Below are 13,284 nucleotides of genomic sequence, written 5' to 3' on the forward strand. Positions count from 1 at the left end.
CCTATCATGATGGTTGAGCCATCTTGGATTTGGGAGAGTGCTTCAACGAGTGAAGTTTGGGATTTATCAATCATAATAATTCCATCCTAAAAAATTTGGTCTACTCATCCTGTTTGGGATGAGGACGGCTGAGCAGGAGAGGTTATTTTTTCTGGTTTATTCAGGAGAAGTTGGGCAATTACACCGATGCAAATTCCCCAGAAAACTGAACTCAGTCCGAGAAAATGCATACCTGAAACCGTTGCTAAAAAAGTAATTAATGCAGCGTCGCGTTGTTGTTCATCTTGCATGGCAATCATGACATTTGTACCAATTGCACCAAGCAATGCAAGGCCAGCCAAAGCCGCAATCAGTTCTTTAGGAAGCAAACTAAATAACATGACAATACTGCCTGCAAATAAGCCACCTAAAATATAGAAAATACCGTTGGCAACACCTGCGATATAACGTTTTTCTTTCAGTTCATGGGCATCTTTACCCATACATAAAGCAGCGGTAATTGCTGCTAAAACAATTGTGATGCCACCCACACAAGCAACTGCAAGTGAAGCAATACTTGATACTGTGATAATCGGTTTAGCAGGGGTGTCATAACCACTTAATTTCATAATGGCCATACCCGGTAAAAATTGCCCTGTAAGACTCACAATGATTAAAGGTAAAGCCAAATTAAATGTAGAGAGCCAAGTCCATTCAGGCAGAATGAGCTGTGGAGCAGCAAAACTAAAATGCATTGCTACGGGATTCATTTTTCCCAAAAATAAACTGAGTGAAACACCACATAACAATACCCAAAGCATGGTGTAACGCGGCGAGTATCGTTTTGCTAATAAATAGCAAATCAACATACTAAATACGATCAAAGGCATGGTATCTGTCGCAACAAATAATCCTAAACCAAACTGAAATAGGATTCCTGCCATCATGCCAGCTGCGATTCCTTGAGGAATCCACTTTAATAATTTATCGAAATAACCTGTAGCACCCACGATGAAAATCACGATTGCGGAGGTTATATAAGCCGCAACAACTTCATTCAAAGTAATGTGAGGAAATAACGCGACAAGTAGAGCAGTCCCCGGAGCCGACCATGCTGTGATAACGGGCGTTCTATATCGAATTGAAAGATAAATTCCAGCAACAGCAGCACCTATTGAAATTCCCCAAATCCATGAAATCATCATAGAAGTCGAGACATTGGCTTTCTGCGCAGCCTGAAAAAAAATGATCAATGGACCAGAATAGGAAATCAAAACTGCTAGAAATCCAGCAACTGTTGCCGATATTGACCAATCATCTTTCAGTGTTTTTAACAGGGTCATCATATTGCCTCCGTGCTAGATACCTTGTCTTCATATTTTGGAGATCAACCTTGATCTCCACCGCCTACGGCAATCACACTGCCAGTCATATATGACGACTCATCCGATGCAAGAAATACAATCGCATTGACTTGTTCATCAATCGTGCCATAACGCCCCATCAAACTTCTGTCCTTAGTTTGCTCTACGACTTGTTGCATCCAGATTTTTTCATCATCAGTTAGAGGATTGGCATTTCGAGGAACTTTTCTTGGCGGTGCATCTGTACCACCTGTCGCAATTGCATTAACGCGAATCCCATCTTTAGCATGTTCAAAGGCGAGGGAGGCTGTAAGAGCATTCACACCACCTTTTGCAGCAGAATAAGGAATTCGATTGATACCACGCGTCGCAATAGAAGAAACATTGACGATGACACCGCTTTTTTGTTTCAACATTTCAGGCAAAACAGCACGACAACACCATAAAGTTGGGAACAATGATCGATTGATTTCTTTAATGATTTCATCCTCACTAAAGGCATCATAGGGTTTCATCCAAATTGCACCACCGACATTATTAATCAGCACATCAACACGACCAAAATGTTCAATCGCGGCATTTACAACTGTTTGTGCACCTGCATAACTTTCCAAGTCTGTTTTGACTGTGATTGCTGTACCACCTGCATGAATAATTTCATTGGCAACCTCATCGACCAACTCAGAACGATCAGCCAAGATCACCTGCCCATTTTCAGCGGCAACTCGAAGTGCAACACCACGACCAATCCCTTGTGCTGCACCTGTAACTATGACGATTTTGTCTTTGAATCTATCGTGAAAAATCATGCTCATCTCCAATTCAATTAATTCGCTGAGAATTTTTCAAATAGGAAATTGGCAGGTTTAATACCTTGGTGATCCAACCAACCGCGAACAGCTTCAACCATTGGTACTGGGCCGCATAAGTAAATATCGACATCACCATTATTCAACCAGTCATTTTCAATATGACCTGTCACATAACCTTTACGTTCATGTTGGCTATCTGGGTTTGCAACGACAGTTCGATATTCAAACCAAGAATACTTATTTTGCAATTCTTCTAACTTTTCAATTGCTACCAAATCAAAATCATTGGTTACACCAAAAACCAGACGAATAGGGTATTCAAAAGCTTTTTCTTCAAGGATTTGTAACATCGACATAAATGGCGCAATACCTGTACCACCAGCAAGCATTAAGACTGGACGGGTCACATTACGTAGATAAAAACTACCAAATGGACCAGTAAAACTCATCTTGTCACCTGCTTTCGCATTTTTACTAAGGAACTCGCTCATCTGTCCATTTGGAACATTACGAACGACGAAGCCTGTTAAGCGATTTCCAGGTTTAGAACTAAAAGAATAAGAGCGGGTTTCCGTCGTATTAGGAATACCTACATTGACATACTGGCCTGCCAAAAAGTGAATATCTGGCTGGCCTTCATCAAGTTGAATATCGAAGGTAATGGTTGAGTCCGAAAGGTTTTCTACGCGTGATAGCGTACCTTGGAAGCTATGAATTTCTGTTTTACATACATCAGAAGACGCTTGAATTTGAAATACAGCATCTGAGGTTGGGCGACACTGACAGGCGAGAATATAGCCTTGCTCAGCTTCTTCAGGAGTTAAAGCATCTTCAATATAAGTTTCTTCTGGCATGTCATAGCTACCAGATTCACAGAATGCTCGACATGTACCACATGCACCATCTCGGCAATCCAAAGGAATATTAATCTTCTGGCGGTAAGCGGCATCAGATAAAGTTTCATCTTGTGCGACTGTAATGAATCGCGTTACGCCATCTTCAAATTGAAGTGCTAAATTATGGTTAGACATGGCAATCATCCTATTTAAAAATTTTGATCTGGCTAACCCAACCAAAAGTCCTTTTGGCTGGGCGGCTGGTTAGAGATGATAAATATCAATTACTTGGTTGATATAATCGTTCTTTAACACCACATATTTGCTGAGGATTTTTGGTTGCTCTTTTGAGAAATCAATGACATAACGAGACATCCCAAAATAGCTATAGTTGGTTTTGTAGCGGAAACTCAAAGTGTTCCAATTAAAGCGTACAGTGACCTTTTCACCGTCCTGTTCCACAACCTCGATATTTGCGATGTTGTGGCTCGTCCGTGTATCAGGCATGGTTGCTGATGAACGTTCGGTTTTGATACGAAATACTCGATCTTCCAAGCCTTGACGATCAGGGTAATAAATTAAAGAAATTTCAGACTGAGGATCTTCGGTCAGTCTGTCGTCGTCATCCCAAGCTGGCATCCAAAAAGAAGCCTCTGGCGCATAACAATTTAACCAATCATCCCATTGCTCATCATCTAGGAAACGCGCCTCGCGATAGAGAAATTGAGCAATATTTTCCAAAGTCGCTTTTTCTGTCATGTTATTCATACTGTTTCTTCCTAACCCTGATTGGCTGCCAATTGTTTTTCGGTAGCAATCGCATGTTTCATAGAGGTCAGCCAGTATTGATGCTGAGAAAGATACAAACCTTCATCCTCAGTTTTCACACCACTTAATTTCGGTTTTAAACCAATTTCATTTGCGGCATCATCAGGACCATGAATCCAGTGCTTAGAACCACGACACATATCGTTCCATTCCAGTTCAAGGCCAGCATAACCTGCTTGGCAAGCACGAAATTCTTCTAAGTCGTCTGGGGTTGCCATACCAGAGGCATTGAAGAAATCTTCATATTGACGAATACGACGAGCACGCGCTTCAGCAGATTCGCCAACAGGCGCGATGCAGTAAATCGTGACTTCAGTTCTATTAACACCTAGAGGACGCAATACCCGAATTTGAGAACCAAATTGATCCATCAAATATACGTTTGGATATAAGCAAAGGTTACGTGAGCGCTCGATCATCCATTTAGACATCGCCGCACCGAATTTTTCGGTATATTCTTCTGATTTCGGGAAGTTTGGACGATCTTCAGGATTTGCCCATTGTGTCCAAAGCAGCATGTGACCATGTTCAAAACCATATGAACCGCCACCTTGTTTACCCCATGATCCTGCACTCATCGCACGGATATTATCGCCAGCTTCAGCTTCTTTACGATGTTGAGTGGTCGCAGCATAATTCCAGTGAACCGCTGATACATGGTAGCCATCAGCACCATTTTCAGCTGTGAGTTTCCAATTACCTTCGTATGTATAACTTGATGAACCACGTAGAACTTCTAAGCCTTGTTCTGACTGACCAACGATCATGTCGATGATTTTTGTAGTTTCACCTAAGAATTCTTCCAATGAAGGTACATCTGGATTTAAGCTGCCAAATAAGAAACCTTTATAGTTTTCAAACTTTGCAACTTTCTTTAAATCGTGTGAACCATCTTGGTTAAAACAATCTGAGTATCCGGCATCACTTGGATCTTTTACTTTAAGTAACTTACCTGAATTGTTAAATGTCCAACCATGGAAAGGGCATGTGTACGTTGCTTTATTACCGCGTTTATGACGGCAAAGTTGCGCTCCACGATGTGAACATGCATTAATCATGGCATTTAATTCACCATTACGGTTACGCGCAATAATGATTGGTTGGCGACCGATATAGTTGGTGTAAAAATCATTATTTCTAGGGATTTGGCTTTCGTGTGCCAAATAGACCCAGTTACCTTCAAAGATGTATTTCATCTCTAAATCAAACAATGCTTGATCAGTAAATACAGAGCGATGAAGTTTGTATTCACCTGTATCTTCATTGTCGACTAATAACTCATCGATACGATCAAGATGGCTAGTATTAATTACAGGAATTCGTGGCATGTCCGTTCTCCGACTTTCCAAGGGTGGAAGTCCTGAGCTAACACTTTTCAGGCGCTAACTCAGTTCCAAATAGGCTGAGTTATGCGCTAGCGCGACGACGATCTACTTCAGTAGAAGGTGCTGCATCAACTTCTTTCAAAAGTTCAATATTGAAAGTGATGTGTTTGAATGGTTTATCTAAACCATGACGTTGCATTTCAGCTTGATCAGACACATCTACAGCTGTCGCAACCAAACCATCACGCGTAGCGAAAGCGAAGTCATCCCATAAATATTGATCACCTTCGATGTTGAATTGTGTTGTCAATTTACGGAAGCCAGGTGCAGAAACGAAATAATGAACATGAGATGGGCGATTGCCATGACGACCTAATTTATTGAGTACAAATTGGGTCGTACCCTCTGGTGGGCAGCCATAACCAACAGGCATGGTTGTCAGTGCAACATATTTACCTGCAGCATCAGCTAAAATGGTACGGCGTAAGTTGAAATCAGATTGAGATTTATCAAAGAAAGAGTAGTTACCTAAACTATTGGCATGCCACACTTCAACTTTTGCGCCTTCAATGATATTGCCATCAGTATCAGTGACTTTACCTTCAATAATTAAAGTATCAATTTTGTCTGATTCAGAGCCATCATCCATACGTGCAAAACCTACTGATTCAGGTGCACCAGCAACATAGAGTGGGCCTTCAATCGTACGAGGTGTGCCACCCGTAATACCTGCTTTAGCATCGGCTTCATCAGCACGTAAATCTAAATAATGCTCTAAACCTAAACCTGCTGCGAGTAAGCCTAATTCATTGGCTTGACCAGCATCAGTAAAATATTCAAGACCTTTCCATACTTCTGATGGTTGGATATCCAAGTCTTCAATCGCTTGGAACAAATCACCTAATAAACGAACAACAATACTTTGAACACGTTGATCAACTTCACCAGTCGCAGTATCAACATTCATTTGTTTAACTAGCGCATCGATTTCTTGACGATTCATACTATTTCTCCTTAAGTATGCTTATAGCGTTTGTGGCGGGTAAACGAACTCTTGCTTGCTTTATTGCGTTGCCACATTCCTTGTTTCAGCTAAATTCTGAGAACATTTCACTATGCTTCAGAGTGATTAAATTCATTTGCTCAACTGTCATCTTCACGAATAGATGAGGGATGACGATTCATCGCCATTACTTCAATACTCATGTACGGATACAGTGGTAAACCTTGCAAAATGTTGTGCAGTTCTTCGTTGCTTTCGACATCAAAAATACTGATATTTGAATACTGACCCGTGATACGCCAAATATGACGCCACTTGCCTTGACGCTGTAAATCTTGTGAATACGCCTTTTCTACAGCTTTAATTTCATTAACTTGTTCAACTGGCATATCGAGTGGAATATGTACATCCATGCGAACCTGAAATAACATGTTTTTCTCCTTATGCTTTGCGTCGCAATTGCTCAATTTTGTCTTCATCAATCTCAATACCTAAGCCAGCTGCTTGCGGTACAACCAATTCAAAATTTTCATATTGCAAAGGTGTTTTTAAGATTTCTTCAGTGAGTAGCAAAGGACCAAACAACTCTGTTCCAAACGCAAGGCTTTCAAAAGTGCTAAAAGCATGGGCAGATGCGATCGTTCCGATAGGCCCTTCAAGCATCGTGCCGCCATAGAGGTCAATCCCTGCAAGTTTGGCAATTTTTGCGACTTCACACGCCTCAATCAGACCGCCTGATTGTTCAACTTTTACTGCAAAAACATCAGCTGCATGTTGATGTGCTAGACGATATGCACTATCAGGACCTGTTAATGCTTCATCAGCCATAATTGCAACATCAAAACGTTGTGTTAAACGCGTCAAAACTTCGGTTTGTTCAATCGCACAAGGTTGCTCAATGAGATCAATCCCACCATCTTGCAGTTGTTGAATACCACTAATGCATTCAAGCTCAGACCACGCACGATTTACATCGACACGAATACTAATGTCCGCACCCAATGCTTTTTTAATCGCAATGACGTGATCAACATCATGTTGAAGCGGATTTGAACCGATTTTTAACTTGAAAATATTGTGGCGTTTTAGCTCAATCATTTTCTTAGCTTCAGCAATATCTTTATCTGTATCGCCAGAAGCCAAGGTCCAAAGCACGGGTAAACGATCACGTAAACGACCACCTAAAACTTCACTTAAAGGAAGATTTAATAGCTTTGCTTGAATATCCAAGAGCGCGGTTTGAATGGCACATTTTGCAAATCGGTTACCATTGATACTTTTACGGATCAACTTAAAAGTTTGAGCAAAATTCAACGGTTGTTTGATTGAAAGTAATAATGGAGCGAAATAGGTCTCTATATTCGCCTTAACACTTTCAGGGCTTTCTTCACCATAGTTCAACCCACCAATTGTTGTGGCTTCACCCCAACCCACCACGCCATTTTCAGTAGTAACTTTGACCAAAACTAATGTTTGAGTTTGCATTGTTGTTACTGAAAGCTTGTGTGGACGAATCGTTGGAATATCAACTAATATGGTTTCGACAGATTTATACATTTCACACCATCACTGGTTCTTTATGTCCTTCCTATACCTTAAAAGAATAATTAAACTGTGTCTAAGACTGAATATGTATTTTTTTATACCTATTAGGTATGGAGATAAAGAATGGAACTCAGATATCTACGTTATTTTGTCGCAGTGGTGGAAGAACAAAGCTTTACCAAAGCGGCTGAAAGGCTGTTCATTGCTCAGCCACCATTGAGTAGACAAATTCAAAACCTTGAAAATGAACTCGGTGTGCAACTTTTCGAAAGAGGGAGTCGGCCACTACAAACTACGACAGCAGGGCAGTTTCTCTATCAACATGCCCTCAAACTTTTGTCTAATGCGGAAGAAGTCAAAAGTATGACCAAGCGGATTGGTCTCATTGAACGAACCTTGACGATTGGATTTGTCGGATCATTATTGTTTGGTTTATTGCCTCGGATTATTTATTTATATAGACAGCAAAACCCAAATTTAAATATTCAACTCATTGAGCTGAGTACAACCGAGCAAATCCAAGCTTTAAAAGAAGGGCGGATTGATGTTGGTTTTGGTCGACTCAGAATCAGTGATCCTGCCGTAAAGCGTGTCTTATTACGAAAGGAAAGATTAGTTGTTGCTGCGCATTCTAGTCATCCAATTGCCCAACGTGTTGAAGGTGTTCATTTGGCTGATCTGGTAGATGAAAAATTATTTGTTTATCCGAATACGCCTAAACCAAATTTTTCGAGTCAACTTTTAAATATCTTCGCTGAACATAGTCTATCTCCACAAAATATTCGTGAGCTTAGAGAAATACAGCTTGCTTTAGGTTTAGTTGCAGCAGGTGAAGGGCTTTGCGTGATTCCTGCAAGCGCAGATACAATCCGTTTTCCACATTTGGTCTATATTCCTATCTTAGATAGTGGCGCTGTTAGTCCCATATTCATCACAGCTAGAGCAATGGATAATAGTGAGGATGTACAGGCAATATACGATGCTGTTTTCCAAGTTTATGATTTGGAAGGTATTGAATATAAAAAAGCACCTTTTCAATGGGGGCAAGCAGAAGACTAAAGCTTGAGCATCTAAACATCTATCGCCAAACAATTGATTACTTTTGATTTGTTTGGCGATATAGCTTTCACGCATGAATAAACTTCATAGCCAACAATTACTATAAATCATTTTGTAAATATGAAGCACTTCAGTAAGCTTTTTCAAACAATCAAATTTGCAAGATATAAAATTTGAAAAATGGATTTTTAAATTAAGAGAATAACGATGCAAAGACTCAATTTTCCAATCATTGATCCGCATATTCATCAATGGGATCCTTACCACACGCCACATTCTGCTGCTTTATTAGTAAAAGCGTTTGGTCGTTCTCCGTACCTTATGGATAAGATCGTTAGGATTGTTAAACCTAAAGATTTAATAGATACATTAGGTATCACAAAGTATGCCTTAACACCTTACTTACCTCATGATTTTAAAGCAGATAATGATGTTTATAAGGTTGAAAGTGTCGTTCATATCGAAGCGAGTTGGCATCATCAAAAAGGTTTTGGCGTTGTAGAGGAAACTGATTGGATCAACCAGCTACCTTTTGAAGAACAAGGTATAAAATTAGGTGCAATCATCGGCACTGCTGATCCAAGACACAAAAAATTTAAAGACATATTGAAAGCTCATGTCGATGCTAGTCCAGTATTTCGCGGAATACGAAAAATGGCAGCGTGGCATTCTGATTCAGGTGTGCATCGTTGGACTGATAAAGCAGAGCTTTATCGCTCAAAAAAATTTTTAAAGGGTTTCGAAAGTTTAGCCTCGATGAACTTATCTTTTGATGCTTGGGTTTATTCAAATCAAATTAAAGATGTCGCGCATTTAGCTAAACAATTTCCTGATACCCCGATTATGCTTGATCACTTAGCAACACCAGTTGGCATGTTTGGAAAAGTAGGGAAACGCACTGGGCGAACTGAAGTAGAAAGAAGAAAGATTTTTGAGCAATGGAAATCAGATATTTCTGAATTAGCGCAACAGAAAAATGTGCATACAAAAATTTCAGGTCTTATGATGCCTGTATTAGGGCACTGCTTTTATCAGGCAAATAGAACAGCTTCTGTGAATGAATTAGTGCATTTATTGTCACCACTCATTCATCATGCCGTAGATTGTTTTGGAACAAATAGAATTTTATATGCTTCAAATTTTCCAATGGATAAGCCAAATGCAAAACTAGGCGATCTAATCAGCGCATATACTCAAATGCTTCAGCCTTATGGCATACAGGCACTGCAAGAAATTTTTAGAGACAATGCAAAAATCTTCTATCGTATCGATATATAACTCATCACTTCGACAAAATATAGATTATGAATAAATAATATTAGTCTATTTACAGAACTGTATTTTGTCGGAATTCTCAATAAACCTTATTATAAGATGAGCAGCTTTCATTAAATAAGTGAATATATTTCATCTGAAAAAACTAATTATATGCATATTAAAAAGTTGATTTAAAACCTATTTAAATAGTATTATTCATTACAAATGTTTTACAAAATAAAAACATATATGTAATAAAGCACGCAAAGATTTTCTAATAAAAATGTATGCATTGTTCAGAAAAGTTTAACTTTAATAAGTATTTATGTTTTCCATACATTATCTAGTAATGATAAGTTTATAAAAAAGCACGCGTTATATAATTATTTTAAATTATTTTTATGATTGAAATTTAATTGACACAAAATAAAGCTAAGTTAAAAAAATGGTCAATGACAACTTATTTCAACTGGAATGATAATCCACGCCAATTATTACTTTGTAACTTTTTATTCATATAAAACAAGATGAAAAGTTATGTGAAATAAAAGCCTAAATCTTATTAGGTCAAAACAAAAAACTGTGCATTACAATTAAGCGGAAAAAATATGGATAACGTGGCTCAGCTTGAAACTGATACAGATTTCCAAGGTCGAAAGAAAATAACGTGGGCTGTATTTGCTGCACTGTTATTATTTCTCTTGATTGGTATTTTGTATTATTTCTTCGTATACAGATTTTACCAATCTACTGATAATGCTTATGTTCAGGCTGATGTCACTTGGGTGATGCCTAAGATATCAGGCGAAGTTGTTGATTTAATCATTCAAGACAACCAAGTGGTAAAAAAAGGTCAAGCCTTAGCGATACTTGACCATCGTGATTATCAAGCTCGTTATGATCAAGCACAATCTGTTGTGACCTTAAAAAAAGCAGCGCTTGATGTTCAACAACAAAATGAAAGGTCTGCTAAATCAACAATTAGCGAAGCGAATAGTGGTGTTATTGCTGCACAAGCAGACTTATCTCGCTTAAAGAAAGATTATGCTCGTTACCAAGATTTACTTAAAGATGGTGTGATTACACGACAGAATTTTGACAATATTCAGTCTCAATACTTATCAGCTCAAGCACAACTAACCAAAGCTCAAGCAACTGTAAATTCTGCTGAAGCTCAGTTAGGAAGTTTGCAGGCGGGTAGAGCACAGTTATTAGCAGATATTCAAAGCGCAAATGCCACATTAGATCTTTATCGTATCGATTTAGATTCCTCTAAAGTAATCAGTCCAGTATCTGGAAAAGTAGGCAGCCTTGCAATTCAGAAAGGATCACGAGTTTCACCTCAAACACGTCTAATGGCAATCATTCCTGAGGGGAGTTTGTATGTAGAAGCGAACTTCAAAGAAACCCAGATTGAAAAAATGCATATTGGGCAGAAAGTTAAGTTAAAAATTGATGCTTATCCGAGCCTCACATACACAGGCAAGATTGAGAGTTTTTCACCAGCATCAGGTGCAACGTTTTCAATGATGCCACCTGATAATGCAACAGGAAACTTCAATAAAGTTGTCCAGCGAATCCCTGTCCGAATTGCCATAGATTCAAGTCCACATATCGATCTTATAAAACCTGGAATGTCGGTTAATGCAACCGTCGATTTAAAAACCTAATAATAAAAATTCTAGGTAGAAAATAATGGATAAGCATTTTGACGGTGAGTGGAAGTTTGCACCAAAAACAGCTTGGGTCATCTTCATCGCAATGATCTTTGGCAACTTCATGGCGATTTTAGATATCCAAATTGTTGCCAGTTCTTTAAATGAAGTTCAAGCAGGAATGAGTGCAAGTCGCTATGAAGTGACGTGGGTACAAACGGTCTATTTGGTCGCTGAAATTATTGCTATTCCAATGTCTAGTATTGTATGCCGCGTCTTATCTACACGGGTTTATTACACCTTATGTGCGATCGGATTTACCATCAGCTCATTACTTTGTGCGTTGGCATGGAATTTAGAAAGCTTATTGGTCTTTCGTGCCATTCAAGGTTTTATGGGCGGCGGTATGATTCCAACGTCGATGACCGCGCTTTATATTCTATTTCCTGAAGCTAAACGCTCTTTGCCTTTGGTGTTATTTGGGATGATCAGCACCCTTGGACCTGCGATTGGCCCGACGATTGGTGGATGGCTTACCAATAACTTTTCATGGCACTGGATGTTTTTGATCAACATTGTGCCAGGAATCATCATTGCAACCATCATATATTCAGGGCCAAGTATTGATCGTGCGAATTACTCACTGATTAGAACAATGGACTGGCTGAGCTTAATTGGTATGGCGATGTTCTTAGGCGGTTTAGAGTATTTCCTTGATGAAGGCGCACGACATGATTGGTTTGCTGATTCAGGCGTACGAAATGCGTTCATCATCTGCGTTGTTGGTGGTTTGATCTTCTTTTCTCGAAGTTTTACGCAACCCAAGCCATTACTCGATTTAAGTGTATTTAAAAACAAAAACTTTACCTTGAGTTCTATCACCACTTTTGTGATCGGAATGGCACTCTATGGATTGGGTTATATGATCCCTGTTTTCCTTGGGCAAGTCCGTGAAATGAATAGCAGTCAGATCGGTCACATTATGATGGTGACTGGGGTTGTAATGTTTTGCTTTGCGCCATTTTTGGCTTGGCTTATTCCAAATTTTGATACCCGAAAAACAGTTTTTGTCGGCATGATTCTAGCGGGATTTGGCGTTTGGCTGAACTCACACCTAAGTATTCATAGCGATTATGACTTTATGTTTTGGCCACAAATTTATCGTGGTATTGGACTCATGATCTGTTTGATCGTTGTTTCCCATCTTGCAATGAGCACCTTACCACTGAGTAAAGTAGCGGATGCCAGCGGTATTTATAACCTCATGCGAAATATTGGCGGTGCAGTGGGATTAGCTCTGATTAACTCATCACTCGATTGGTTAACCGCTCTGCACGTGACTCAATTAAATCAATACATGACACCACAGAATTGGCTTTTCATCGAACGTTTAGATCAGCTCACAGCGCAGTATCAAGAAATCGGGGCCAATGCTCAACAGATCGCACTCAGCATTATTTATCGAGATATTCATTATCAAGCATTAACGTCCAGTTTTAATGATTTATTGCGCATGCTCTCAATCATTATGTTCGTTACTGCATTCTTAACATTCTTTATGGATAGGGGGAAAAAGATGGATATGTAGCGTTTAGTTAGAGGGTAATTTTCAAAAAATGAA

At 39.3% G+C, this 13,284-nt stretch carries 12 protein-coding genes and 1 pseudogene; 4 read left to right on the top strand and 9 right to left on the bottom strand.

Annotated elements, in window-relative coordinates; translation table 11 throughout:
* The 9 genes and pseudogenes from ACF8D3_RS05120 to ACF8D3_RS05160 all read right to left on the bottom strand — a co-directional run.
* Positions 1-74 (bottom strand): annotated as a pseudogene (locus ACF8D3_RS05120) (3-oxoadipate CoA-transferase); the annotation flags it as partial.
* 30 nt (positions 75-104) lie between these two features.
* Positions 105-1,325, bottom strand: coding sequence for a benzoate/H(+) symporter BenE (gene benE, locus ACF8D3_RS05125; protein WP_392470530.1), 1,221 nt, complete (start codon positions 1,323-1,325; stop codon positions 105-107).
* A gap of 41 nt (positions 1,326-1,366) precedes the next feature.
* Positions 1,367-2,152 (bottom strand): 1,6-dihydroxycyclohexa-2,4-diene-1-carboxylate dehydrogenase, encoded by a 786-nt coding sequence (locus tag ACF8D3_RS05130; RefSeq protein ID WP_392470531.1) that lies wholly within the window; start codon positions 2,150-2,152, stop codon positions 1,367-1,369.
* Between the two features lie 17 nt (positions 2,153-2,169).
* Positions 2,170-3,186 carry a benzoate 1,2-dioxygenase electron transfer component BenC gene (gene benC, locus ACF8D3_RS05135; RefSeq protein WP_392470533.1) on the bottom strand — a complete coding sequence of 339 codons (1,017 nt, stop codon included), beginning with the start codon at positions 3,184-3,186 and terminating at the stop codon, positions 2,170-2,172.
* A gap of 69 nt (positions 3,187-3,255) precedes the next feature.
* On the bottom strand, positions 3,256-3,759 hold the full coding sequence (gene benB, locus ACF8D3_RS05140; RefSeq protein WP_061519844.1) for a benzoate 1,2-dioxygenase small subunit: 504 nt from the start codon (positions 3,757-3,759) through the stop codon (positions 3,256-3,258).
* An 11-nt stretch (positions 3,760-3,770) separates the two neighbouring features.
* The gene (gene benA, locus ACF8D3_RS05145; RefSeq protein ID WP_392470534.1) at positions 3,771-5,147 is read right to left on the bottom strand and encodes a benzoate 1,2-dioxygenase large subunit; all 1,377 of its coding nucleotides are present in this window, start codon (positions 5,145-5,147) and stop codon (positions 3,771-3,773) included.
* 79 nt (positions 5,148-5,226) lie between these two features.
* Complete coding sequence (gene catA / locus ACF8D3_RS05150) at positions 5,227-6,147, bottom strand: catechol 1,2-dioxygenase (protein WP_392470535.1); 921 nt, start codon at positions 6,145-6,147, stop codon at positions 5,227-5,229.
* Positions 6,148-6,287: 140 nt separating this feature from the next.
* A complete protein-coding gene (catC, locus tag ACF8D3_RS05155; RefSeq protein ID WP_392470536.1) occupies positions 6,288-6,578 on the bottom strand; it encodes a muconolactone Delta-isomerase in 291 nt (96 codons plus the stop codon).
* Positions 6,579-6,588: 10 nt separating this feature from the next.
* Positions 6,589-7,704: a muconate/chloromuconate family cycloisomerase gene (locus tag ACF8D3_RS05160; RefSeq protein WP_019384566.1), complete on the bottom strand. Its 1,116-nt coding sequence runs from the start codon at positions 7,702-7,704 to the stop codon at positions 6,589-6,591.
* Positions 7,705-7,815: 111 nt separating this feature from the next.
* Between ACF8D3_RS05160 and ACF8D3_RS05165 the strand changes: the two genes are divergently transcribed.
* From ACF8D3_RS05165 to ACF8D3_RS05180, 4 genes are all read left to right on the top strand, one after another.
* A complete protein-coding gene (locus ACF8D3_RS05165) occupies positions 7,816-8,751 on the top strand; it encodes a LysR family transcriptional regulator (RefSeq protein WP_007483160.1) in 936 nt (311 codons plus the stop codon).
* 207 nt (positions 8,752-8,958) lie between these two features.
* Entirely contained in the window at positions 8,959-10,029 is a 1,071-nt protein-coding gene (locus ACF8D3_RS05170) for an amidohydrolase family protein (RefSeq protein WP_392470538.1), read from the top strand.
* Between the two features lie 587 nt (positions 10,030-10,616).
* Positions 10,617-11,678: an HlyD family secretion protein gene (locus ACF8D3_RS05175; RefSeq protein WP_392470539.1), complete on the top strand. Its 1,062-nt coding sequence runs from the start codon at positions 10,617-10,619 to the stop codon at positions 11,676-11,678.
* 25 nt (positions 11,679-11,703) lie between these two features.
* The gene (locus tag ACF8D3_RS05180) at positions 11,704-13,251 is read left to right on the top strand and encodes a DHA2 family efflux MFS transporter permease subunit (RefSeq protein WP_023013318.1); all 1,548 of its coding nucleotides are present in this window, start codon (positions 11,704-11,706) and stop codon (positions 13,249-13,251) included.
* The last annotated feature ends 33 nt before the right edge of the window (positions 13,252-13,284 follow it).

The sequence above is a fragment of the Acinetobacter sp. YQ_14 genome, from assembly GCF_043102985.1.
Classification (GTDB): Bacteria; Pseudomonadota; Gammaproteobacteria; order Pseudomonadales; family Moraxellaceae; genus Acinetobacter; species Acinetobacter venetianus.

What these genes read in the sequence shown, in the direction of transcription:
- benE (WP_392470530.1), bottom strand. Translation starts at nt 1,325, where the DNA reads ATGATGACCCTGTTAAAAACACTGAAAGATGATTGGTCAATATCGGCA.
- ACF8D3_RS05130 (WP_392470531.1), bottom strand. Translation starts at nt 2,152, where the DNA reads ATGATTTTTCACGATAGATTCAAAGACAAAATCGTCATAGTTACAGGT.
- benC (WP_392470533.1), bottom strand. Translation starts at nt 3,186, where the DNA reads ATGTCTAACCATAATTTAGCACTTCAATTTGAAGATGGCGTAACGCGA.
- benB (WP_061519844.1), bottom strand. Translation starts at nt 3,759, where the DNA reads ATGAATAACATGACAGAAAAAGCGACTTTGGAAAATATTGCTCAATTT.
- benA (WP_392470534.1), bottom strand. Translation starts at nt 5,147, where the DNA reads ATGCCACGAATTCCTGTAATTAATACTAGCCATCTTGATCGTATCGAT.
- catA (WP_392470535.1), bottom strand. Translation starts at nt 6,147, where the DNA reads ATGAATCGTCAAGAAATCGATGCGCTAGTTAAACAAATGAATGTTGAT.
- catC (WP_392470536.1), bottom strand. Translation starts at nt 6,578, where the DNA reads ATGTTATTTCAGGTTCGCATGGATGTACATATTCCACTCGATATGCCA.
- ACF8D3_RS05160 (WP_019384566.1), bottom strand. Translation starts at nt 7,704, where the DNA reads ATGTATAAATCTGTCGAAACCATATTAGTTGATATTCCAACGATTCGT.
- ACF8D3_RS05165 (WP_007483160.1), top strand. Translation starts at nt 7,816, where the DNA reads ATGGAACTCAGATATCTACGTTATTTTGTCGCAGTGGTGGAAGAACAA.
- ACF8D3_RS05170 (WP_392470538.1), top strand. Translation starts at nt 8,959, where the DNA reads ATGCAAAGACTCAATTTTCCAATCATTGATCCGCATATTCATCAATGG.
- ACF8D3_RS05175 (WP_392470539.1), top strand. Translation starts at nt 10,617, where the DNA reads ATGGATAACGTGGCTCAGCTTGAAACTGATACAGATTTCCAAGGTCGA.
- ACF8D3_RS05180 (WP_023013318.1), top strand. Translation starts at nt 11,704, where the DNA reads ATGGATAAGCATTTTGACGGTGAGTGGAAGTTTGCACCAAAAACAGCT.